The organism is Streptomyces sp. SM10, from assembly GCF_002910915.1.
GTDB lineage: Bacteria > Actinomycetota > Actinomycetes > Streptomycetales > Streptomycetaceae > Streptomyces.
In genome coordinates this window covers 1-22126 of the sequence record NZ_NEUF01000092.1, presented here as the reverse complement: position 1 = coordinate 22126, position 22126 = coordinate 1, and the positions used below count along the sequence as shown (strand labels likewise).

The 22126-nt window shown below is 73.0% G+C and carries 16 protein-coding genes and 1 pseudogene; 11 read left to right on the top strand and 6 right to left on the bottom strand.

Annotation, left to right across the window (positions count from 1 at the left end; all coding sequences use genetic code 11):
- Window positions 1-58 precede the first annotated feature (58 nt).
- The gene (locus tag B9S57_RS13030) at window positions 59-1123 is read right to left on the bottom strand and encodes a CdaR family transcriptional regulator (RefSeq protein WP_103515725.1); all 1065 of its coding nucleotides are present in this window, start codon (window positions 1121-1123) and stop codon (window positions 59-61) included.
- 314 nt (window positions 1124-1437) lie between these two features.
- On the opposite strand from B9S57_RS13030, the gene B9S57_RS13025 reads away from it, so the two are divergent.
- From B9S57_RS13025 to B9S57_RS13010, 4 genes are all read left to right on the top strand, one after another.
- On the top strand, window positions 1438-2076 hold the full coding sequence (locus tag B9S57_RS13025; protein WP_103515724.1) for a hypothetical protein: 639 nt from the start codon (window positions 1438-1440) through the stop codon (window positions 2074-2076).
- Between the two features lie 101 nt (window positions 2077-2177).
- The gene (locus B9S57_RS13020) at window positions 2178-4298 is read left to right on the top strand and encodes a hypothetical protein (RefSeq protein ID WP_103515723.1); all 2121 of its coding nucleotides are present in this window, start codon (window positions 2178-2180) and stop codon (window positions 4296-4298) included.
- A gap of 142 nt (window positions 4299-4440) precedes the next feature.
- On the top strand, window positions 4441-9309 hold the full coding sequence (locus B9S57_RS13015; protein WP_103515722.1) for a DNA repair ATPase: 4869 nt from the start codon (window positions 4441-4443) through the stop codon (window positions 9307-9309).
- Window positions 9310-9345: 36 nt separating this feature from the next.
- Window positions 9346-11346: an NAD-binding protein gene (locus B9S57_RS13010; RefSeq protein WP_103515721.1), complete on the top strand. Its 2001-nt coding sequence runs from the start codon at window positions 9346-9348 to the stop codon at window positions 11344-11346.
- Between the two features lie 27 nt (window positions 11347-11373).
- Here the strand turns inward: B9S57_RS13010 and trpS are convergent, their stop codons facing one another.
- Window positions 11374-12426: a tryptophan--tRNA ligase gene (gene trpS / locus B9S57_RS13005; protein WP_181011336.1), complete on the bottom strand. Its 1053-nt coding sequence runs from the start codon at window positions 12424-12426 to the stop codon at window positions 11374-11376.
- A 309-nt stretch (window positions 12427-12735) separates the two neighbouring features.
- Between trpS and B9S57_RS13000 the strand changes: the two genes are divergently transcribed.
- The 3 genes from B9S57_RS13000 (at window position 12736) to B9S57_RS12990 (ending at window position 15019) form a co-directional block, all read left to right on the top strand.
- Window positions 12736-13836 (top strand): LLM class flavin-dependent oxidoreductase, encoded by a 1101-nt coding sequence (locus B9S57_RS13000; RefSeq protein ID WP_103515719.1) that lies wholly within the window; start codon window positions 12736-12738, stop codon window positions 13834-13836.
- Window positions 13837-13841: 5 nt separating this feature from the next.
- Window positions 13842-14501 carry an FMN reductase gene (locus B9S57_RS12995; protein WP_103515718.1) on the top strand — a complete coding sequence of 220 codons (660 nt, stop codon included), beginning with the start codon at window positions 13842-13844 and terminating at the stop codon, window positions 14499-14501.
- A gap of 95 nt (window positions 14502-14596) precedes the next feature.
- Window positions 14597-15019, top strand: coding sequence for a universal stress protein (locus tag B9S57_RS12990; protein ID WP_103515717.1), 423 nt, complete (start codon window positions 14597-14599; stop codon window positions 15017-15019).
- 73 nt (window positions 15020-15092) lie between these two features.
- Here B9S57_RS12990 and B9S57_RS12985 read toward each other — a convergent pair whose 3' ends face one another.
- Together B9S57_RS12985 and B9S57_RS12980 are read right to left on the bottom strand one after the other, a co-directional pair.
- Entirely contained in the window at window positions 15093-15464 is a 372-nt protein-coding gene (locus tag B9S57_RS12985) for a hypothetical protein (RefSeq protein WP_103515716.1), read from the bottom strand.
- A 95-nt stretch (window positions 15465-15559) separates the two neighbouring features.
- Window positions 15560-15970: a hypothetical protein gene (locus B9S57_RS12980; protein ID WP_103515715.1), complete on the bottom strand. Its 411-nt coding sequence runs from the start codon at window positions 15968-15970 to the stop codon at window positions 15560-15562.
- Between the two features lie 131 nt (window positions 15971-16101).
- On the opposite strand from B9S57_RS12980, the gene B9S57_RS12975 reads away from it, so the two are divergent.
- From B9S57_RS12975 to B9S57_RS12965, 3 genes are all read left to right on the top strand, one after another.
- The gene (locus B9S57_RS12975) at window positions 16102-17013 is read left to right on the top strand and encodes a hypothetical protein (protein ID WP_103515714.1); all 912 of its coding nucleotides are present in this window, start codon (window positions 16102-16104) and stop codon (window positions 17011-17013) included.
- 88 nt (window positions 17014-17101) lie between these two features.
- Window positions 17102-18043, top strand: coding sequence for an NADP-dependent oxidoreductase (locus B9S57_RS12970; protein ID WP_103515713.1), 942 nt, complete (start codon window positions 17102-17104; stop codon window positions 18041-18043).
- Between the two features lie 24 nt (window positions 18044-18067).
- Window positions 18068-18313, top strand: coding sequence for a DUF2630 family protein (locus tag B9S57_RS12965; RefSeq protein WP_103515712.1), 246 nt, complete (start codon window positions 18068-18070; stop codon window positions 18311-18313).
- Window positions 18314-18432: 119 nt separating this feature from the next.
- Here the strand turns inward: B9S57_RS12965 and B9S57_RS12960 are convergent, their stop codons facing one another.
- Together B9S57_RS12960 and B9S57_RS12955 are read right to left on the bottom strand one after the other, a co-directional pair.
- Window positions 18433-18837 (bottom strand): RNA-binding S4 domain-containing protein, encoded by a 405-nt coding sequence (locus B9S57_RS12960; protein WP_103515711.1) that lies wholly within the window; start codon window positions 18835-18837, stop codon window positions 18433-18435.
- A 274-nt stretch (window positions 18838-19111) separates the two neighbouring features.
- Window positions 19112-21172 carry a PhoX family phosphatase gene (locus B9S57_RS12955; protein WP_103515710.1) on the bottom strand — a complete coding sequence of 687 codons (2061 nt, stop codon included), beginning with the start codon at window positions 21170-21172 and terminating at the stop codon, window positions 19112-19114.
- 279 nt (window positions 21173-21451) lie between these two features.
- Here B9S57_RS12955 and B9S57_RS12950 point away from each other — a divergent pair.
- Window positions 21452-22126: pseudogene (locus B9S57_RS12950) on the top strand (hypothetical protein); the annotation flags it as partial.

Sequence of the window (22126 nt, the reverse complement as noted above, 5' to 3'; positions counted from 1 at the left end):
CCGGAGCCCTCGGCCCGTACGCCCCACGGTCGGCGCTCGCCCGGGCGCCCGCCGGCCGTCAGATCTCGGTCGCGGGCCAGTCCAGCAGCCGGGCGCCGATCACCGCCGTCTGCAGGGTGTAGCGGTGCGCGGGGTCGGCGGGGTCGGATCCGGTCAACTGGTGTATCCGCTCCAGCCGGTACGTCAGCGCGCGGACGCTGAGCGACAGACGGCGGGCCGTCTCGGCGGCCACGCAGCCCGCGTCGAAGTAGACCGACAGGGTCCGCAGCAGGGGTTCCGCGCCGCCCCGCGCCTGCCTGAGCGGCCCGAGCTCGCTGCGCACCAGATCGGCCATCGCCTGCCGGTCCCTGGTCAGCACCGGATAGACCAGCAGATCGGCGGCGTACAGCACCGGGTCGTCGAGCCCCATCCGCTGCGCCAGGTCCAGGGCGTCCAGCGCCTCGTCGTACGAGTGGACCACCCCGCCGGGACCGCGGTGCGGCCGGCCGACCGCCACCACGCCGCCGTCCGTCGCGGCATGGGCCTGCTTGGCGAAGTACCGCAGGACGTCCGGCTGGCTGCCGGGGGCTATGCAGACGAGGCGTCCGTCCTTCGTCGTCAGCAGGATCTTCCGGCCGCCGAAGCGCGCGAGCAGCGCCGACTCCACGCTGCGGGGCACGGCGTCGGACTCGGTGTACGCCTCGGGGCCCGCCGCCACGGCGACGGCGTGGGCCCGCGAGAGCCTCAGCCCGAACCGGGTGGCGCGCTCCGCGAGCCTGCCCAGGTCGCTGCGCCCGTACAGCAGGTCATCGATGAACTCCCGCCGCGCCGCCTCCTCGCGCCGCACGGTGAGGCGCTGGGCCCGCTCGAAGCCCTCCGCGAAGGCGTCGACGGCCTGCTCCACCGCACCCAGGACGGCATCCGCGGCGACGGCGCCCGACGACGGGTGCGGCCAGCCGGCGCGGGTCTCAGCGAGATGACTGCGCACCAGGGCACGCAGCTGGTGTCCGGCCTCCGCGGCCTCACGTCCCAGGGTGCGCCGCGCCTCCAGCTCGTCCCGGGTGAGCCGGCGGCCGGTCTCCGCGACCTCGGACAGGATGCGGGCATAGCCCTCCAGGAACCTCTCGGGGATCTCGGGCTCCACGGTGCACTCCTCCGTACCTCAACAGCTCTGTCACCTCCCCAACGCGCGGAACCGGCTGCCGGTGCCCGGCAGCCGGCACCCACGAAGCCTGCCGGGTTCCGGCAGTGCGCCGAGAGGGCTCCGACTGTCACGATCGGTCCAGCAGCACACGGGGGAAGCACGGGGGAAGCACGGGGGAACACGGGGGAACACGGGGGAAGGAACCGGTTGCTGCGACACCGTTCGCGGTGTCGCAGCGCCGGTGCCCCGCCGACCACCGCCACCGCCCTGTCCCCCGGACCGTACAGCGTGTCGCGTCACAGGGGGTGGGCCGGATGACCGAATTCCTTTCCGCAGCAGTCGCCTTCCCGGCCGTCGTCCTCGGCGCCGCCCTGGTGGTCGTCGTCTGCTTCTGGCTGCTGGTGCTGGCCGGAGCCGCCGCACCCGAATCCTTCGACACCGACCTCGACAGCGATGCGGTCGGCTTCGGCGGGGTGCCCGTCTCCGTGTCGGTGTCGCTGTTCGTCGCCGTCGCCTGGTTCGCCGGCCTGGCCGGCTCGGTCCTGGTGCTCCGCAGCGGAGCCACCGGTACCGCGCGGGCCGCTCTCCACCTCGCCGTCCTGGCGGGTGCGCTTCTGATCGCCTGGGGGGTGGTCCGCATGCTCGTACGCCGATTCCGCCGGTTCTTCCCCGCGGAACCTCCACCGTCCCGGGAGGACTTCGTCGGCCAGGTCTGCACGATCCGGACCGGGTCCGTCAGCACCGACTTCGGCCAGGCCGAGGTCGCGGCGGCTGACGGTTCGACCGCCATCGTGCAGGTGAGACAGCCGCTGCGGCCGTCAGGACCGGCCGAGGTGTTCGCCTACGGCAGCACGGGGCTCCTCTACGCGTACGACGCCGACGGCGAGTTCTTCTGGGTCTCGCCGTACGACGCGGCGCTCGCCCCGCGCCCGCTGCCACGCACCGCCGGCTGACCCCGGCTCCCCGCCTTCCGGGCCCCGGGCCCGTGGTTCCGCATGCCGTCATGCGGGGCCCCTTCCCACTTCGTACGTCCCACCAGCCGCCAAGGACTGACATGGATGCCATCTCCTGGGGCATCGGCGTGCTCGTCGCCGTTGTCCTGCTCATCACCGTCGCACTGGTCTTCGTCATCACCCGGCTCTTCCGCAAGGTCGAGCAGGGGAAGGCGCTGATCATCTCCAAGACCAAGAAGGTCGACGTCACCTTCACCGGCGCCGTGGTGCTTCCGGTGCTGCACAAGGCCGAGACCATGGACATCTCGGTGAAGACCATCGAGATCCGCCGTACCGGCCGCGAGGGCCTGATCTGCCAGGACAACATCCGGGCGGACATCCACATCACCTTCTTCGTCCGGGTCAACAAGACCGTCGAGGACGTCATCAAGGTCGCGCAGGCCATCGGCACCGGGCGCGCCAGCGACAAGGACGCCATCCAGGAGTTCTTCGCGGCGAAGTTCTCCGAAGCGCTCAAGACCGTCGGCAAGCAGCTCGACTTCGTCGACCTGTACACCAAGCGCGAGGAGTTCCGGGACCGGATCATCCGGGTCATCGGGACCGACCTGAACGGCTACCACCTCGACGACGCCGCGATCGACTTCCTCGAGCAGACGCCGATGGCGCAGCTCGACGGCGCCAACATCCTTGACGCGCAGGGCATCCGGAAGATCACCGAACTGACGGCGATCGAGCACGTGCGGACCAACGAGTTCCAGCGCACCGAGCAGAAGGAGATCACCCGGCAGGACGTCGACGCCCGGGAGACCATCCTGGAGCTGGAGCGCCGGCAGTCCGAGGCCGAGATCAAGCAGCGCCGCGAGGTCGACACCCTGCGGGCCCGTGAGGAGGCGGCGACCGCCCGGGTGCAGGAGGAGGAGCGGCTCGGTGCGCAGGGGGCGTTCCTCCGCACCGAGGAACAGCTCGGCATCCAGCGGGAGAACCAGGCCCGTGAGATCGCGGTCGCGCAGAAGAACCGCGAGCGGGTCATCGCGGTGGAGAACGAGCGCATCGAGAAGGACCGTCTGCTGGAGGTCATCGGGCGCGAGCGCGAGACCGAGCTGAACCGGATCGCCGCGACCAAGGAGGTCGAGGCAGAACGCCGTGAGGTCGCCGACGTCATCCGGGAGCGGATCGCCGTGGACCGTACGGTCGCCGAGCAGGAGGAGTCGATCCTGACCCTGCGGTCCGTCGAGGAGTCGGAGCGCACCCGCAGGTCGATCATCATCGCGGCGGAGGCCGAGGCGCAGGAGAAGCTGGTCAAGGACATCAAGGCGGCCGAGGCCGCGGAGGCGGCGGCGGTCCACCTGGCCGCCGAGCAGCTGACGCTCGCGGACGCCCGGCTCAAGACCGCCGACCTCGACGCACAGGCGAAGCTGCGGCTCGCGGAAGGCATCCAGGCGGAGAGCGCCGCGGCAGGGCTCGCGGACGTCCAGGTCCGGGACGCCGAGGCCGAGGTCACGGAGAAGGCGGGCCGCGCGGAGGCGCAGGCGACGGAGGCCCGGCTGAAGGCGGAGGCGGAAGGGGCCCGTCTGAAGGCCCTGGCGGCCGCCGAGGGCACCCAGGCACAGGCCGTGGCGGACGCGGCGATGATCGGCGAGAAGCTGAAGGCCGAGGCGGAGGGCCTGACCCAGAAGGCCGCGGCGATGGCCGCGCTCGACGACGCCTCCCGCGGACACGAGGAGTACCGGCTGCGGCTGGACGCCGAGAAGGAGATCCGGCTGGCGGAGTTCGACGTGCAGCGGCAGGTCGCCGAGGCACAGGCGACGGTCCTGGCGACGGGGCTGGAGCACGCGGACATCGACATCGTCGGTGGCGACTCGGTCTTCTTCGACCGTCTCATCTCCTCGGTCTCCATGGGCCGGAGCATGGACGGGTTCGTGGACAACTCGAAGACGGCCCGCGCCCTGGCCGGGCCCTGGCTCGACGGCCGGGGGACGTTCACCGAGGACCTGACGCGGGTGCTGGGATCGCTCTCCACGGGGGACGTGCAGAACCTGACGGTGTCGGCCCTGCTGACCCGGCTGATGGGGTCGCCCGGGGCGGCCTCGGGACAGGTGAAGCAGCTGCTCGCCGCGGCGGAGGAGCTGGGACTGGCGGGGATGACCGTGTCGTCCCTGACCGGCGCGGGGACGCCTTCGGCGAACGGGAAGGCCCGGCACAGCGGGTCGCCCGTCGCCTGACACCCCCGGTACCGCCGCACGGGCCGGGACAGCCCGCCCGGCCCCGGCCCGTGCGGCCGGAGGGTGCTGCCCGGCCCGGTGGACGAAGGGGCCGGCAGGCGGCCCCACGCAGTGGAACGACATCTCGTAGGGAGCCTCACGCATGGACCGCGACCCCACCCTCACCGAAGCCGACGCCGATGCCTACGAGGTGCTCCGTCGACGCCTCGGCGAGCAGGCAGGCGAGCTCGTCCGGCGGGCCGAGGCGCTCAACACCCGGCGGACCGAGGAGTTCGGCTCCGCCGGGCTGCGCCTGCTCGCCACCGAGCAGGTGCGCACGGAGGTCGCCTCGGTGGCCCGCGACCTCGTCGCCGTGGGCGGGCGCCTGCTGTTCGGGTTCGAGCGGGGGCCGGGTGCGCGGGGGGACGCCGGGGTGGGCGAGGTGCTCGCGCTCACCGGACCCGGCCTGGAGGAGGCGGGAGCGGGCCTCCTGGACGACGAGGCGTTCGTCAGGGAGTTCGCCGGCCTGCACCGGTACTACCGCGACGCCCGGCTGCTCCGACTGCGGCGGGTCAACGGCCGCCTGCTGGCCGTGTTCCGTACCGGCGAGACGGCCGAGGACATCCGCGTCCTGCGCTGGGCGCTGGGCCCGGACGGCACGCCCGGGGACTTCCTGGACGCCCGGGGCGACCGGGACCACGTGTTCCCGCCCTCGCACGACTTCGACTGGACCCCCGCCGGGCGGGACGCCCATGTGCCCGGCCGGCACCCGCACATCGCCGTCCTGTCCACGGTCTTCGTGGACACCCTGGGCGGCACGCTCACCGTGAAGACCGTCGACGACACCGAGTCCCCCGACGGGATCTACGAGGAGCCCGTCGACGAGCCGCTCCAGTCGCTCGCGGACGCCGCCGTCGAGTACGCGGTGGTCGGACCGCTGATCCTGCTGCGGGTGCGCCCGTACAAGGAGGACGCCTGGCGCCACCTCGTCTTCAACACGCTGCTGTCCGACGTGCGGCGCCTCGACGCGATCGGCCCGTCCTGCCACCGGCTCCCCGAGGACCAGGGGATCATCTTCCCCGGCGGCTACTACCTCACCACCGGCACCGCCAAGACCTTCGACACCGCCGAGGAGCTCCGCGACCCCGTCTTCGAGGGCACGGTCCCCTCCCCCAACGGCGAGGACGTGCTGTACGTCTTCAGGTCCCGGGACGGGGGCCGCGCCCTGCTCCTGCCGTACAACGTGATCCGCCAGGAGGTGGCGACCCCGCTGCTCGGCCGGGGCCACGCGCTGCTCGACGACGGGACGCTGATCCTCCTCAAGGGCGGCTCGGACGGCCCGGGCCGGGTCCACCCGCTGCAGCGCTGGGAGACCCCGTACGTCTCCGAGACGCATGCGGCCGCGCGCCCCGCCGGGACGGGCCCGCTCGCCCGGACCGGCAACGCCGACCTGGTGCGCGGGATCTCCGACTGCCTCGCGCTGGCCCACGGCGTACGGGAGATGACGCCGACCGGCGCCGTCTACCGCAGGCTCGTCGACGACTGCGCCCGGGCGGGCGACCGCTACCACTGGCTCACCGATCCCGAACTCGGCGCGCTCGGGGGGCCGCTGGAGGAGCTGCGGACCACCGCCCGGCAGATCCTCGACGAGTTCGACACGGTCCAGGAGCTGACCGGGCAGGCCGCCCGTGCGCTGGACGAGGCGGCCTCCGGCCTCACCGCACTGGTCCGCCGCATCCGGGGCGAGGCCCCGCGTTCGGCCGCCGCCTGGGTCGGCCGGCTCACCGAGCTGAGGCAGGCGCACGGCCACCTGGGGACGCTCGCCGAGATGCGGTACGCCGACACCGGACGCATCGCCGCGCTGACGGAGGAGACCGCACGCGATCTGGAGTCGGCCGCGCAGCGGGCGGTCGCCTTCCTCGCCGGTGCGGACGCGTTCGCCGGCTACCACGAGGACCTCGCCCGCATCACCGCGGACGCCGCGGGTCTGGAGACCGTCGCCGACGCCTCGGCGGCCGGGGACCGGCTCACGGAGATCACGGTCGGCCTCGGGACCGTCACGGACGTCGTCGCCGGTCTGGACATGGGCGACGCCACGGTCCGTACGTCGGTCCTGGAGCGGATCGCCGAGGTCATGGGCGGCGCCAACCGTGCCCGCGCGACCCTCGACGCCCGGCGCAAGGAGCTGGTGTCCCATGAGGGACGGGCCGAGTTCGCCGCCGAGTTCGCGCTCCTCGGGCAGGCCGTCACGGGGGCCCTGGCCTCGGCCGACTCCCCCGAGGCCTGCGACGAGCAGCTGGCCCGGGTCCTGCTCCAGCTGGAGAACCTGGAGTCCCGTTTCGCGGAGTCCGACGACTTCCTCGCCCGGCTCGGTGAGCGCCGCACGGAGGTGTACGAGGCGTTCTCGGGCCGGAAGCAGACCCTGCAGGACGCCCGCGCCCGGCGTGCGGAGCGGCTCGCCGGGTCCGCGGCCCGCGTCCTGGAGACGGTCGCGCGGCGGGTGGCCGGCCTGGAGGACCTGGACGCCGTCCACACCTACTTCGCCTCCGACCCGATGGTCGCCAAGGTCCGCCGTACCGCGGACGAGCTCCGCGCGCTCGGCGACCCGGTGCGCGCGGAGGAGCTGGACGGGCGGCTGAAGGCGGCCCGGCAGGAGGCGGGCCGGGCCCTGCGCGACCGCAGCGAGCTGTACACGGACGGCGGCGCGGTGATCCGGCTCGGCCGCCACCGCTTCGCGGTGAACACCCGGCCCTTCGACCTGACGCTGGTCCCGTCCGGGGACGGCGTCGCCTTCGCGCTCACCGGCACCGACTACCGCGCGCAGGTCACCGACCCGGAGTTCGAGGCGGCCCGCGCCCACTGGGACCGGACCCTGCCCTCGGAGTCCGCGGACGTCTACCGCGCGGAGCACCTGGCCGCCCGCCTCCTGGCCGAGCACGGTGCGGACGCCCTGGCGGGAGCGGACCTCCCCTCGCTCGTGCGGGAGGCCGCGGCGGCGTCGTACGACGAGGGCTACCAGCGGGGTGTCCACGACGAGGACGCCCTCGCCGTCCTGACCGTCCTGCTGCGGCTGCACGCCGGGGCGGGCCTGCTCCGCTTCCCCTCCGCGGTGCGGGCGGCGGCCCAGCTCTTCTGGGCGCACGGCACCGACGAGGTCCTGCGCGCCTCCTGGACGCGTCAGGCCGGCTCGCTGGCGCGGGCCCGGGACACCTTCGGGCTCGCGCCCGCCATCGCCACCCTCCAGAAGGAGTGGGCGGCGGCGATGGGCTCCCCGGAGGCCGCCGCCGAGTACCTCTTCGAGGAGCTGGCCCGCTCCCCCGCCGGGTTCGTCACGAGCGCCGCGGCCCGCACCTTCCTGGACAAGTTCCGCCGCGCCGTGGGCACCTCTGCCTACGACGAGGACCTGTCCGCGCTCTCCGGCGACCTCCCGGCCCGGCGGCGGCTGGTGGAGGGCTGGCTCGCCTCGTACGCCGCCGCGAGCGGCCCGGACACGGACGAGGGGGATGTGGCGGAGGCGGTCGCGGTGGAGCTGTGCCCGGAGCTGGAGCGCTACGAAGGCGACGCGCCGCTGACCGCGACGGTGGAGGGTCTCCTCGGCGACCATCCGCGCGTGGAGCGGGGGCGGCTGCCGGTCCGGCTCGACGAACTCCTCTCCCGTACGGCCGACTTCCGCGCCCACGCCGTGCCCGGCTTCCGCGCCTACCAGCGGCTGCGCACCGGCCTGGTCGCGGCCGAGCGCTCCCGGCTGCGGCTGGACGACCACCGGCCGCGCGCCATGCCCGCCTTCGTCCGCAGCCGGCTGCTGGACGAGGTCTACCTCCCGCTCATCGGCGACAGCCTCGCCAAGCAGCTGGGCACCGCCGACGCGGACCGGCGCACCGACTCGCAGGGCCTGCTGCTGCTCGTGTCGCCGCCCGGCTACGGCAAGACGACGCTCATGGAGTACGTCGCGGAGAAGCTCGGGATGGTCCTGGTCAAGGTCAGCGGCCCGAACCTCGGTCACGACGTGACCTCGCTCGACCCGGCCCTGGCGCCCGGCGCCACGGCCCGGCAGGAGGTCGAGAAGATCAACTTCGCGTTCGAGTCGGGCAACAACACGCTGCTCTACCTGGACGACATCCAGCACACCTCGCCCGAGCTGCTCCAGAAGTTCATCCCGCTGTGCGACGCGACCCGCCGTGTCGAGGGGGTGCGGGACGGGCAGCCGCGCAGCCACGACCTGCGGGGGAAGCGGTTCGCCGTGGTCATGGCCGGCAATCCGTACACCGAGTCCGGCGCGCGCTTCCGCATCCCGGACATGCTCGCCAACCGGGCCGACGTCCGGAATCTGGGCGAGGTGCTGAGCGGGCGGGACGAGGTCTTCGCGCTGAGCTTCGTCGAGAACGCCCTGACGGCCAACCCGGTGCTGGCCCCGCTCGCCGGCCGCCCCCGGAGCGACCTCGATCTGCTCGTGCGCCTGGCCTCCGGCAGCGACCCCTCGGCCCGCGCGGACCAGCTCGAACACCCCTGCTCACCGGCGGAAGTGGACCGGATCGTCTCCGTCCTGGGACATCTGCTCACCGCCCGGGACACCGTCCTCGCGGTGAACGCGGCGTACATCGCCTCGGCGGCGCAGACGGACGCGACGCGCACCGAGCCGCCCTTCCGCCTCCAGGGCTCCTACCGCGACATGAACAAGATCGCGGAACGGATCGTGCCGGTCATGAACGACGCCGAGCTCTCCGCCGTCCTCACCGACCATTACGCGGCCGAGGCACAGACGCTCACCACGGGCGCCGAGTCGAACCTGCTGAAGCTGGCCGCCCTGCGGGGCACGCTCACCCCGGAGCAGGCCCGCCGCTGGGCGGAGATCACCTCCTCGTACGTGCGCGCGCAGGCGCTCGGCGGGCCCGAGGGCGACCCCGCCACCCGTGCGGTCGGGGCGCTGGGGCTGCTCGCCGACCGGATCGCCGCCGTCGAGACGGCCATCGAGCGCGCGGCCGACCCACGCCGCCTGCTCGCCGCCCCCGCGTCCCGGCCCCGGGAGAACTGACGCCCCCTCACGCTCTGTCAGGAAGGAGCACCAGGCATGCTGGGTTTCGTGCCCCCACTTCCTCAGCAGCCCCAACGGCCCTCGGCCACAGGCCACATGGTGATCTGCGGCGACGACGCCCTCGCCCGCCGGCTGGCCGTGGAGCTCCGCTACGTCTACGGCGAGCGGGTCACCCTGGTGCTCCCGCCCGGCCTGGAGGCCGCGCGCCCCGAGCTCCCTCTCACTCAACGGGCCCGTGCGGCAGCCCTGTTCGGCAGGATGTCGGCCGCGATGAACCGCACCGGCACCCCGGGCGAGAGCGACACGAACGCCGGGGTGGAGTCCGTCCGCATCATGGAGGCGCACGAGCCGTCCGACGACGTACTGGCCGAGGCGGGCGTCGACCGGGCGGCGGCGCTCGCCCTCGTCTACGACGACGACGAGCGCAACATCCGGGCCGCCCTGACGGCACGGCGGCTCAACCCGCGCCTGCGGCTCGTCATCCGGCTCTACAACCGCAAGCTCGGGCAGCACCTGGAGACCCTGCTCGACCAGGCAGCGGCACTGGCCGTGCCCGGCATCGACCAGGCGGCACTGGACGCGTCGACGACCGTCCTGTCCGACGCCGACACCGCCGCGCCCGCCCTGGCCGCCACCGCGGTGACCGGCAGCAGCAAGGTCATCCAGGCCGAGGGCCTCCTCCTGCGCGCCGCCGAGCGCACACCGCCGCGGCCGGGTGAGCTCGCCGACCCCGGGCTGTGCACCCTGGCCCTGCTCTCCTCCACCTCCCACGACCCGGCCGGCGCCGAGGGCTCCGACAGCAGCGGCGCCGAGGGCCCCCAGCTGCTGCCCGACCATGCCACGGTGGAGGCCGCCACCGGCCGCGGCACGGTCGTCCTGGAGACCGTCAGCAAGGCGGCGGCCGACCGGGGCCCCACCCGCATGGGCGGCCGGGGCGCACCGCTCGGCCACATCTTCTCCCGCAGGCTGCGCTGGTCGGCTGCGGGTGTCTTCGCGGCCGTCGTGGGGCTGGCCGTCGCCTCGGTCGTCACCACCGGCGACAGCCCGGTGCACGCCGCCTACCTCACGCTCCTCGATCTGTTCGCGATGGGTGACCCGGCGGTCGACGGGGCCCCGGTGTCCCGGCAGATCATCCAGCTCCTGTCCGGGACGGCGGGGCTCCTGCTCCTGCCGCTGCTGGTCGCCGCCGTCCTGGAGGCGTTCGGCTCGCTGCGCACCGCCTCCTCGCTGCGCCGCCCGCCGCGCGGCCTCTCGGGCCATGTGGTGCTGCTCGGCCTCGGCAAGGTCGGCACGAGGGTGCTGGTGCGGCTGCGCGAGATGGGCATCCCGGTGGTGGTCGTGGAGGAGGATCCCGAGGCGCGGGGCATCCCGCTGGCCCGCAGCCTGCGCGTCCCCACGGTCATCGGTGACGCCACCCAGGAGGGCGTCCTGGAGGCGGCCAAGATCCACCGCGCCCGGTCGCTCCTGGCCCTGACGAGCGTCGACACCACGAATCTGGAGGCGACGCTGTACGCGCGCTCCGTCGTCTCCGACCTGCACGTGGCCCTGCGCCTGTACGACGACGAGTTCGCCACGGCCGTCTACCGCACCCTGCGCACCGCGCACCCGGGGGCCGTGACCCGTTCCCGGTCCGTGTCCCACCTGGCCGCCCCCGCGTTCGCCGGGGCGATGATGGGCCGGCAGATCCTGGGGGCGATCCCGGTCGAGCGCAAGGTGATGCTGTTCGCGGCCCTGCTGGTGGCGGGCCACCCCCAACTGGAGGGCCGGACCGTCGAGCAGGCGTTCCGGACGGGCGCCTGGCGGGTCCTCGCCCTGGACGCCACCCCGCCGGCCGACCGCCTCCCGGACCTGGCCGCCGTACCGCCGTACGACCCGCTCGACCCGGCGGCGGCCGGGACCCCGGACCGGCACTCGGGCCTGGTGTGGGACCTGCACCCGGGCTATGTGCTGCGCGGGGAGGACCGCGTGGTGATAGCCGCGACCCGGCGCGGTCTGGCCGAACTGCTGCGCGGGCAGCGGTCGGTGACCCTGCGCTGAGCCGCGGCTCCCGCGCGAGCGCCCGGGCTAGCGGAACGTCCCCATCGCGTCCCGCACCTCCCGCAGAGTCGCCTCGGCCACGGCGTTCGCCCGCTCGTTCCCGGCGCGCAGCACGTCCCGGACGTACCCCATGTCCTGGGCGTACTCGGCCCGCCGGGCGCGAATCGGGGCCATCGCCTCGTTGACGGCCTCCGTCACGGTCCGCTTGAGGCCGGACGCCCCGCCGTTCCCGATCTCCTCGGCGACCTCGTGCGGGTCGCGGTCGAGGCAGAGCGCGGCCAGCAGGACCAGGCTCGACACGCCGGGCCGCAGCTCGGGGTCGTAGGTGATGCGGCGGTCGGCGTCGGTGGTCGCACCCCTGATCAGCCGGGCGGTCTCGTCCGCGTCCGCGCCCAGGGCGACGGCGTTGCCCCGGCTCTTGCTCATCTTGGTGGCGTCCGTGCCGAGCAGCAGGGGCGCGGCGGAGAGCAGCGCGTCGGGCTCGGGGAAGACGTCCGCGTACCGCTCGTTGAAGCGGCGGGCGATCGTGCGGGTGATCTCCAGGTGCGGCAGCTGGTCCTGGCCCACGGGCACGAGGTTGCCCTTGCAGAACAGGATGTCGGCCGCCTGGTGCACCGGATAGGTGTACATGAGGCCGCTGACGGCCGACTGCCGGGAGTGCGCGATCTCGTCCTTCACGGTGGGGTTGCGGCCGAGCTCCGCGACGGAGACCAGCGAGAGGAACGGCAGGAGCAGCTGGTTGAGGGCCGGGACCGCGCTGTGGTTGAAGACCGTCGTGCGGGCCGGGTCGATCCCGATGGCGAGGTAGTCCAGGAGGAGCCCCTCCACGTGCTCGGTGAGCCGCTCGGCGACGTCCCGGTCGGTGAGGACCTGGTAGTCGGCGACCAGCACGAAGACCTCCACCCCGAGGTCCTGGAGGCGCACCCGGTTGTGGAGGGTGCCGAAGTAGTGCCCGAGGTGCAGCGCACCCGTGGGCCGGTCCCCGGTGAGGACGCGGAAGCGGCCGGGGTCCTCGGCGAGCTGCCGTTCCAGCTCGGCACTGCGGCGTACGGCGGGGCTGACGGGCAGCTCGGCGGTCATGGTCACGGGGGTTCTCCTCGCTGGTGGTGTACGCGTGGAGGACGGCCCGTCATGGGGCACCGGGGCAGCAGAAAGGGCCGTCCGAAGGTCGAACGGCCCTGGTTCCGCGCAGGTGGGGTGGCCGCTCCTAGGAGGAGCGCCACCAGTTACGGCACGGTACGGAGGTCATGGGGCGAGTCTAGCGCGCACCGGCCCTCGTGGACCGGGTACGACGGCTCGGCCCGGGCTGTGGAATAGAGGACGGGGGTGCTCCGTTGTAGGGTGTGTTCACATAGTTCAACGTTCAACCACTACCTGGAGGCGGGCGCCATGCAGTTCGGGATCTTCACCGTCGGGGACGTCACCACCGACCCCACGACCGGTACGGCACCGAGCGAGAACGAGCGGATCAAGGCCACCCTCGCGATCGCGCTCAAGGCCGAGGAAGTGGGCCTGGACGTCTTCGCCACCGGCGAGCACCACAATCCGCCGTTCGTCCCGTCCTCGCCGACGACCACGCTCGGCTACATCGCCGCCCGCACCGAGAAGCTGATCCTCTCCACGTCCACCACGCTGATCACCACCAACGACCCGGTGAAGATCGCCGAGGACTACGCCACGCTCCAGCACCTCGCCGACGGCCGCGTCGACCTGATGATGGGCCGCGGCAACACCGGTCCGGTCTACCCGTGGTTCGGCAAGGACATCCGGCAGGGCATCCCGCTCGCGATCGAGAACTACGCGCTGCTGCACAAGCTGTGGCGTGAGGACGTCGTCGACTGGGAGGGGAAGTTCCGCACCCCGCTGCAGTCCTTCACCGCGACCCCGCGCCCGCTGGACGGCGTCCCGCCGTTCGTCTGGCACGGCTCCATCCGCTCCCCGGAGATCGCCGAGCAGGCGGCCTACTACGGCGACGGGTTCTTCCACAACAACATCTTCTGGCCCATGGAGCACACGAAGAAGATGGTCGACCTCTACCGGCGCCGCTACGCCCACTACGGGCACGGCACCGCCGAGCAGGCCGTCGTGGGCCTCGGGGGCCAGGTGTTCATGCGGAAGAACTCGCAGGACGCGGTGCGGGAGTTCCGCCCGTACTTCGACAACGCGCCCGTCTACGGGCACGGCCCCTCCCTGGAGGACTTCAGCCGGCAGACCCCGCTGACCGTCGGCTCCCCGCAGGAGGTCATCGAGCGGACCCTCTCCTTCCGTGACGAGGTCGGCGACTACCAGCGCCAGCTGTTCCTGATGGACCACGCGGGCCTGCCGCTCAAGACGGTCCTGGAGCAGCTCGACATCCTGGGCGAGGAGGTCGTGCCCGTCCTGCGCAAGGAGTTCGCCCGCCTGCGCCCGGCCGGAGTGCCGGACGCACCCGTCCACCCCGCGGTCGCCGCCGCCCGCGCCGCCGCCACCGCAGACCCGAAGGAGCTCTGAGCACCGTGCCCGTCACCGCCCCCCTGAGGATCGTCGCCGTCGCGGCCGGGCTCAGCAGCCCCTCCTCCACGCGGCTGCTGGCCGACCGGCTCACCGAGGCCGCCCGCGAGCGGCTGGCGGCCGACCAGGACCGCCGCGTCGAGACCGAGGTCGTCGAGCTCCGCGACCTGGCCGTCGACATCGCCAACCACCTGGTCACCGGCTTCCCTCCGGCCGCCCTGAAGAAGGCGATCGACGCGGTGACCGGGGCCGACGGGCTGATCGCCGTGACGCCCGTGTTCACAGCCTCCTACAGCGGCCTGTTCAAGTCCTTCTTCGACCTGGTCGAGAACACGGCGCTGACCGGCAAGCCCGTCGTCATCGCGGCGACGGGCGGAACGCCCCGGCACTCGCTGGTCCTGGAGCACGCGATGCGCCCGCTCTTCGCCTACCTGCGGGCCGTCGTCCTGCCGACCTCCGTGTACGCGGCGTCGGAGGACTGGGGCTCGGGGGGCGACGAGTACACCGAGGGGCTGCCCTCCCGGATCCGGCGCGCGGGAGGCGAGCTCGCCTCCGCCGTCACGGGGCGGACCACCTCCGGCGCCGCACGGTCCCTCACCCTCGACGACGGCGAGGACGCGGTCGTGCCCTTCGCCCAGCAGCTGGCGGAACTGCGGATCGGCTGACCACGCCCCCGGGGGCCCACAAGGCCCACGATGTCCGGTTTGACTAGAGTTGCTGCCTGTATGCCGGACGTGGTCGAACACTCTTGGAGGCAGACATGGGCAGGATCGTCGTGGGCGTGGACGGATCGGACGCCTCACTCAAGGCACTGCACTGGGCGGTACGCCAGGCCGCACTGACCGGTGGCACCGTCGAGGCGGTGAACAGCTGGGAGTACCCCGCGACCAGCTGGGCGTCCATGATGCCGGGCATGCCGGAGGACTTCGACCCGCAGGCCGTGGCGACGGCGGCGCTCACCGAGGCACTGGAGGAGGCGCTCGGGGCCGAGGGCGCGGCGGCGGTCGAGAAGATCGTGGTGATCGGCAACCCGGCGCAGTCCCTGCTGGACCGCTCCGAGGGCGCCGACCTGCTGGTCGTCGGCGCCCGCGGCTACAGCGGCCTCAAGGCGACCCTGCTCGGCTCGGTCAGCCTCCACGTCACCCAGCACGCGGCCTGCCCGGTCACCGTCGTCCGCGACTGACCCGACGACGTCCCGCATCCGCCCCTGCCGCGCCGCACACCTCCGTGCGAGGCGGGCGGTGCGGGGCGCGGTGTCAGCCCTGGGACGTGATGTGGTCGATGACCCGGTCGAGCTCCTTCGTGGGCGAGAAGTCCACGTACTCGCAGTCCTCCAGAGCCTCGGGCGCGTGCCCGGGCGCCCAGTAGAACGCCTGGCCCGCCTCGTAGACGTCGTACGCGTCCGGGCCCACGCCGGTCCGCATCCTCAGCCGGCCCTTGAGGAGATAGCCCCAGTGCGGGCAGGTGCACATGTCGTCCGGGAGGCCCTTGAGCGCCGGGCTCATGTCCATACCCTGGGCCAGCTTGGCGAAGGCGACCGTCAGGTCACCGCCGATCTCCTTCGTGCGCATCTCGGCCTCGTCGGTCCGGATCGCAACGGGTGTCTCGTTCCACGTCGTCGCCGTCATGGCTCCTCCAGAGCCTGTCGCCTTCCCCCCTTCCAGTCTGGACCCCGGCCCCCGGGGGCACCAACGGCAGGGCGATGTCGGAGGGGACCGCCGGGTCAGTTCTCACGCGTGTAGTAGAGGTAGAACATCGTGCAGAACATCCCTGCGCCGACCACCAGTCCGAGCAGGCCCGACGCCAGCACGCTGTTGTCGTGCAGGCTGTAGAGGAAGCCGACCGCACCCCCGGTCAGCACCCCGAACGCCGCGGCGCGCAGCTCGCGCGGCAGGGCCCACCGGACCTGCACCAGGGCGTAGCAGAGCACGGCGAAGGCCACCCCGGAGACGACACCGAGCCAGATCTGTCCGCCGGTGGTCGCCCCTCCGTCCCGCTTGATGAAGAAGGCCCAGAAACCGAGGATCACGCCCAGCGTGAGCGGCATCGCCCAGGCCAGCGGGGTGTGACCGTGGCGGGTGGGCGTGGGGGCCCGCGCCGGTCGGCGCGTCTGCATCGTCACGTGTGTGGCCATGGCGCACAGCTCCTTCGGTCGCCCCGTCGTCCGTCGTGTTTCCTCCAGCGCACACCCGGCCGGGCCGCCCGGCAACTCGAACGGCCTACGGCCCGGAGCGCCCCGCCGCCGCACGGGATTGGCTGGTGCCTGTGCGGACCTATCTCTCAGTGGCCCTGTCGGCGGTACTGCTCCTCCTGCTCGCCGTGCTGGTACCGGTGAGCGCGGCCTCCGCATGGGTCGACCTGGAACTCGACGACACCGACCGGTACCTCGCCGCCGTCTCCCCCCTGGCCTCCGACGAGGCCGTGCAGAACACCGTGGCCACGCTGGTCACCGACGAGGCGATGAAGAACATCGACGTCGGCCCGCTCCAGGAGACCGTCGAGCGGTTCCTGCACGACACCGCCCTCTCCTTCACCACGACCGAGGCCTTCCAGCGCGCCTGGGACAGCGCCAACCGGACGGCGCACCGTGCCGTGACCGCCTCGCTCCACGGGGACGACGGGCGGGCGGTCACCATCGACCTGGCACCGGTGATCGAAGAGGTCAAGAAGGAGCTGGTCAGCAGCGGGGTGCCCTTCGCGGACCAGATCCCGGTCCAGGAGACCTCGATCACCGTGCTGCCCGCCGACCGCGCCGACGACCTGCGGGACTCCTTCCGGTGGCTGCGGTACTGCAGCGTCTGGCCGGCCGTCGGGACGGTGGTGCTGCTCGTCCTGGTGCTGGGCCTCTCCCTCGTGCGCGGCGGTCTGCGGGCCGGTCTGACGACCGCGGCCGTGGTGGGCGGCGGTCTCGTCCTCGGCGCGGCCCTGCTGCGGATCGCCGTCGCCGTGGGCCGCGACCGGGTGCTGGACGAGGTGCCGGGCACCGACCGCGACGGGGCCGCGGCGGTCTACGACGCGCTGACCGCCTCCCTGCGGACGACGGCGTGGGTCGTGCTGCTCGTGGGCGCGGTCCTGGTGGTCGGCTCCCTCGTGGGACGGGTCGTGGCGGCCCGGCGCTCGCGCGGGCCCGGCGGGGACGGGGTCACCCGGCCCGCCACCGGCCGGCCCCCCGCGTGAGTGGGCCCGGGGCCCGACGTGCGCGGGCGCGTGGGCCGGGCGACAGTGGGAGGCGTGAGTGCAGGGGGACGACTGAGAGGTCTGCCGTATGCGTGCCATCGCCGTCAGCGCGTTCCGTGCGGAGCCCTCTCTCGTCGAGGTGCCGAAGCCCGATCCCGAGCCGGGCGAGGTACGGGTGAAGGTCGAGTACGCGGCGCTCAACCCGCTGGACTGGCAGACCGCCGACGGCGCTCCGGACGGAGCCGTCCCCCCTGTGTTCCCGTTCGTGCTGGGCACGGACTTCGCGGGCCGCGTGGACATGATCGGCAGCGGCGACAACACCTTCCGGGTCGGTGACCCGGTCTTCGGACGGGTCACGGCACCGCCCCCGGGACGGTGCGGAGCGTACGCCGAGTACGTGTGCGTCCCCCAGGACTCCCCGATCGCCCTGGTCCCGCGCGACGTGCCGCTACGGATCGCGGCGGCCCTCCCGTCGGCCGGGACGACGGCCGCGCAGATCCTGTCGAGCACCGCCGTGCGCAGCGGGCTGAGCCTGCTTCTCATCGGGGCGACCGGTGGCGTGGGCTGCTTCCTGACACAGCTCGCGGCGGCCCGCGGCATCGGCGTCGTCGCCGCCGTGCGGGGCGACGAGGGCCGGCGGATGAAGGAACTCGGCGCCACCGCCACCGTGGACACGACCACGGGTCCCGACACGCTGGAGGCCGCCGTACGCGGCCTGTATCCGGACGGCGTCGACGCGCTCGTCGACCTCGTCTCCACGGACGAGGCCGCGTTCGCCGCGTACGCCGCCCTCGTGCGGGACGGCGGGGTCACCGTCACCACCCGGGGGGTCGCGGCGCCGCCCGGCGTCGCCTGGACCGACTTCCGGCTCGCCCCGAGCGCCGCGCTGCTGGGCGAGCTGGCCGCGGCGGTGGCCGGCGGGGAGCTGGAGGTCCCCGTCGACATGGAGCTCCCCCTGGAGAAGGCCCCGCAGGCACTGGTGCAGAACCGGGCGGGCGGGGCGCGCGGCAAGACCGTCTTCGGCATCTGAGGGACACCCGACCGGGAGAGGCTCATGGGCGACCAGGACATCTTCGAGAACATCGACGGGCTGATCACCGAGGAGCGCGCCCTGCGCGCCCGCTCCACCGCCGAGCTGGGTCTCTCCGCCGAGGAGCGGTCACGGCTGCGCGAGGTGGAGGTCCGTCTCGACCAGTGCTGGGACCTGCTGCGCCAGCGACGCGCGCTCAGCGAGTACGGCGAGGATCCGTCGGAGGCCAGGGTGCGCCCCGCCGACGAGGTGGAGGGCTACCAGAGCTGAGGCCTCTCGTCCGGGTCATGCCGCGCTCGCGCGGCATGACCCGGACGAAAGACCCTGGCGGACCGGGCCGGGGGCATCCGGACGCACCGGCCGCGGCTGGACCGGAACGGGGCGCGGCCCTATCCGGCTTCGGGACCCCGACCCTGGAGACGCTCCATCTCACGCCGGTCCCGCTTGGTCGGGCGTCCCGCACCCCGGTCACGGACCGGCACCTGGACCGCGGCTTCGCGGGGCGGCGGGGGCGGGCTGTTGTCGACGAAGCACTCTGCCGCGACCGGCGGCCCGACACGCTTCTTCACGATCTTGGAGACGACCACGATCCGGTCCCGGCCCGCGTGCCGCAGCCGCACCTCGTCGCCCGTGCGCAGGGCCTGGGCGGGCTTCGCGCGCTCGCCGTTGACCCGCACGTGTCCCGCACGGCAGGCGGCAGCCGCCTGCGACCGGGTCTTCGTCAGCCGGACCGCCCAGACCCATGCGTCGACCCGGACGCTTCCCTCCGCCTGCGGCGCCTCACCGGAAACCATGCGTCCGACTCTAATCCGATGAGGCGCCCCGATGGGATCAGGAGCCGAGGTCGTTGCAGGCGTCGGACACGGTGACGCGTTGTCCCGGCGCGGGTTCGTCGTCCCTTCGCGGGGGCCCTCCGTGAGTGCTGACGTGTCGACCAGCGGCCCTGACGGGTCATCAGGCCGACCGCCCCGGTCACGCTGACAACACACCTGCGTTCCCCACGCACGTATCGGGACGACGCCCTCCTCCCCCGCACCGCATCGGCACGTCCGGAGGAGGGCTTCCGCTTCAGACGCCGATGTCGCTGCCGTCCTTGCGCCACACGGCCACGACCGACGGCCGGACGATCCGGCCCGGCCCGTCCGGCCAGGCGCTCGCCGGCTTCTCGACGGACGCGCCGTCGACCTCGCCCGGGTGCTGCACGGCGACCAGGACACGGCGGTCCTGGATCAGCGGACCGCAGGTCTCGGCCCCGGTCGGCACCGTCAGGAACTGCTTCAGCTCACCCCGCCGGTCGCCCGCGGTGGCGACACCGAACAGCCCGTCGTGCGAGCCGAGCTGGTTGCCGTCCGTGGAGATCCAGAGGTTGCCGTGGGCGTCGAAGGCCACGTTGTCCGGGCAGGAGATGGGGCTGACCTTCTCCTTGGGGAAGCCGGAGAAGTACGTCGCCGGGTCCTCCGGGTCTCCCGCGACGAGGAAGAGCCGCCAGGCGAAGCCGTCGCCGGCCGGGTCGTCCCAGTGCTCCGCGAGCTCCAGGATCTGACCGTGCTTGTTGGCGTTGCGCGGGTTGGCCTCGTCCGCACCGGGCTTGCCCGCCTTGCCGCGGTCGGTGTTGTTGGTGAGGGCGACGTAGACGCGGCCGGTGCGCGGCGAGGGCTCGACGTCCTCGGGGCGGTCCATCTTCGTGGCACCGACCTTGTCACCGGCCAGGCGGGTGAAGACGTAGACCTCGTCGGCGCTCATGCCCGGCACGTGCGAGGTGTCACCGGTCGCCAGCGGGATCCAGACCCCGCTGCCGTCGAACTCCCCGTCCGAGGGGAGCTTGCCCGTGCCGTCGAACTCGGCGGCCGGGGAGTCGCCCGTCAGCTTGGCGACGTACAGGGTGCCCTCGTCCAGCAGGGTCAGGTTGTGCTCGTGGGCGGCCCTGGAGCTCCCCTTCTTCATCTTCTTGCTGGAGACGAACTTGTAGAGGTAGTCGAAGCGTTCGTCGTCGCCCATGTAGACGACCGGGCGGCCGTCGGCGGTCAGCCGGGGCTGCGCCGCCTCGTGCTTGAAGCGGCCGAGCGCGGTCCGCTTGCGGGGCGTGGAGTCCGGGTCGTTCGGGTCGAGCTCGACGACCCAGCCGAAGCGGTGCGCCTCGTTGGGCTCCTGCGCCAGGTCGAAGCGCTTGTCGAACAGTTCCCACTTGCGCTCGGTCGCCGCCGTGCCGATGCCGTAGCGCTTGTCGGTGTCGCTGGAGCCACCCGCGAAGTACTGGTTGAAGTTCTCCTCGCCGTGCAGGGTGGTGCCCCACGGAGTGGTGCCGCCCGCGCAGTTGTTGAGGGTGCCGAGGACCCTGCTGCCGGTGCGGTCGGCGGAGGTGCGCAGCAGCGGGCTGCCCGCGGCCGGCCCCGTCATCCGGAACTCGCTGGTCGCGGTGAGGCGGCGGTTCAGCGGGTGGCGGTTGACCGGGGTGAGCTTGCCGGTGCGGTTCTCCTCCTGGACGACGACCACGGAGAGTCCGTGCGCCGCCCAGGCGATCTCCACCTGCTCGCGGGTCGGCTTGGCCGGATCGTAACCACGGAACATCAGGTTCTCGTCGGTGTACTCGTGGTTGGCGACCAGGATCTGGCGGCCGCGCTCGCCCTTGAGCGGGAGCAGGGAGAGGAAGTCGTTGTTGTAACCGAACTGCTTCGACTGGGCCTTCGCGGACTGCTTGTCCGGGTCGAAGTCGGGGGCGCCGCGCAGGATCGGTTCGCCCCAGCGGATCACCACGTTCTGGCCGTAGCCGTCGGGGACGGTGACCTTGTCGTCCTTGTTGGGCGCGACGGCCGCGAAACGCAGACCCCGGGCACCCGAACGAGTGGGCTTCGGCCTGCCGCCGGAACGTCCGGAGAGCGGTGCGGCCTCGGCGTCCTGAGCAGCGGGGCCGCCGAGCGCGACCGTCCCGGCGGCGGTGGCCACGGTCACCACGGCGGCGGCACGCATCATCGACCGGCGTGTCAGGGCACCGGCGATGATGTCGCCGGCGTACTCGTTGTCGCTGGTGTTCGGGATCTCCTGGAAGCAGGCGTCACCGCAGCGGTAGCGGCAGGTCAGCGCAGAGCGCCCGCCCGGGTGCGAGCCGATGAGCGGCAGCAGATTGCGCACGTTTTCGTCCCTCCGTCTGTGTGTCACGCGTGACGGTAGGTGCGCGTCCACGCCATGCGTGGGACTGCCGGTGAACAAAGGGTGAAGTCCGGGACACCGCTGCCCTCCCGGCCTTCCAGGGCTCGGTTACGACTCGGTTGGAGCTCGGTTGACGCAGGGGCGGGCCGCACAGCCGAACGGCCGGATCCGGCCGCTAACCTTACGTATCCGCCCTGGCCAGGGATCAATTCCCGCAGTACGGACATTAATCGCACCCAACTCATGCGAAAGGCCTCGCCCATGGGCATTCGGAGCTTGCTGCGCAAGGTGTTCGGCCGGACGGAGCAGGACGAGCCGACCACGGCCACCGTCCCGCCCCAGGCCGAGCGCACCCAGCCCACGGAGCCGGAGCCGGACACCACTACTTCGGCGGCCGAGCCCGCGAAGGCCTCGGTACCGGCCCCGGCCTCCTCCTCGGACCGGTCCGCCGGTGACGAGCACGACAACGAACAGGCGTCGGACCTGGTGGCGGCGGCCTTCGACACGGCGTCCGCCACGGCGGCGGCGACCGCGCCGGCCTCCGCGCCCGCGCCGAAGGTTCCGGCCCAGGGGTCGGCCCCGGAGGCCACGTCGGCCACTTCGGCCACTTCGGCCGTGGAGTCCGTGGACTCCGTGGACTCCGTGGACTCCGTGGAGGACGCGACCGCGGTCACCGCCGTCGAGTCCGAACCGGTCGTCGCGCCGGCGATCACGATCGACGTCGACCCGGAGCCGGTGGCGGAGGGCGAGGCCGAGAAGGCACCCGTCGCCGCACCTGCCGAGCCGGAGACCGAGCCGGAGACCGCTCCCGCCGCCGCCGAGGAGGCTCAGGAGAAGCCCGTCGCCGAGGCAGCCGCCCAGCCGGTGGCCGAGCCGGTCGCCGAGGTCGTGGCCGAGCCCGTCGCGGTGACGGAGCCGGCCGCCGGGACCGTCGCC

Coding starts and splice junctions, on each gene's coding strand:
- B9S57_RS13025 (WP_103515724.1), top strand. CDS start 1,438: ATGACCGAATTCCTTTCCGCAGCAGTCGCCTTCCCGGCCGTCGTCCTC.
- B9S57_RS13020 (WP_103515723.1), top strand. CDS start 2,178: ATGGATGCCATCTCCTGGGGCATCGGCGTGCTCGTCGCCGTTGTCCTG.
- B9S57_RS13015 (WP_103515722.1), top strand. CDS start 4,441: ATGGACCGCGACCCCACCCTCACCGAAGCCGACGCCGATGCCTACGAG.
- B9S57_RS13010 (WP_103515721.1), top strand. CDS start 9,346: ATGCTGGGTTTCGTGCCCCCACTTCCTCAGCAGCCCCAACGGCCCTCG.
- trpS (WP_181011336.1), bottom strand. CDS start 12,426: ATGACCGCCGAGCTGCCCGTCAGCCCCGCCGTACGCCGCAGTGCCGAG.
- B9S57_RS13000 (WP_103515719.1), top strand. CDS start 12,736: ATGCAGTTCGGGATCTTCACCGTCGGGGACGTCACCACCGACCCCACG.
- B9S57_RS12990 (WP_103515717.1), top strand. CDS start 14,597: ATGGGCAGGATCGTCGTGGGCGTGGACGGATCGGACGCCTCACTCAAG.
- B9S57_RS12985 (WP_103515716.1), bottom strand. CDS start 15,464: ATGACGGCGACGACGTGGAACGAGACACCCGTTGCGATCCGGACCGAC.
- B9S57_RS12980 (WP_103515715.1), bottom strand. CDS start 15,970: ATGGCCACACACGTGACGATGCAGACGCGCCGACCGGCGCGGGCCCCC.
- B9S57_RS12970 (WP_103515713.1), top strand. CDS start 17,102: ATGCGTGCCATCGCCGTCAGCGCGTTCCGTGCGGAGCCCTCTCTCGTC.
- B9S57_RS12965 (WP_103515712.1), top strand. CDS start 18,068: ATGGGCGACCAGGACATCTTCGAGAACATCGACGGGCTGATCACCGAG.
- B9S57_RS12960 (WP_103515711.1), bottom strand. CDS start 18,837: ATGGTTTCCGGTGAGGCGCCGCAGGCGGAGGGAAGCGTCCGGGTCGAC.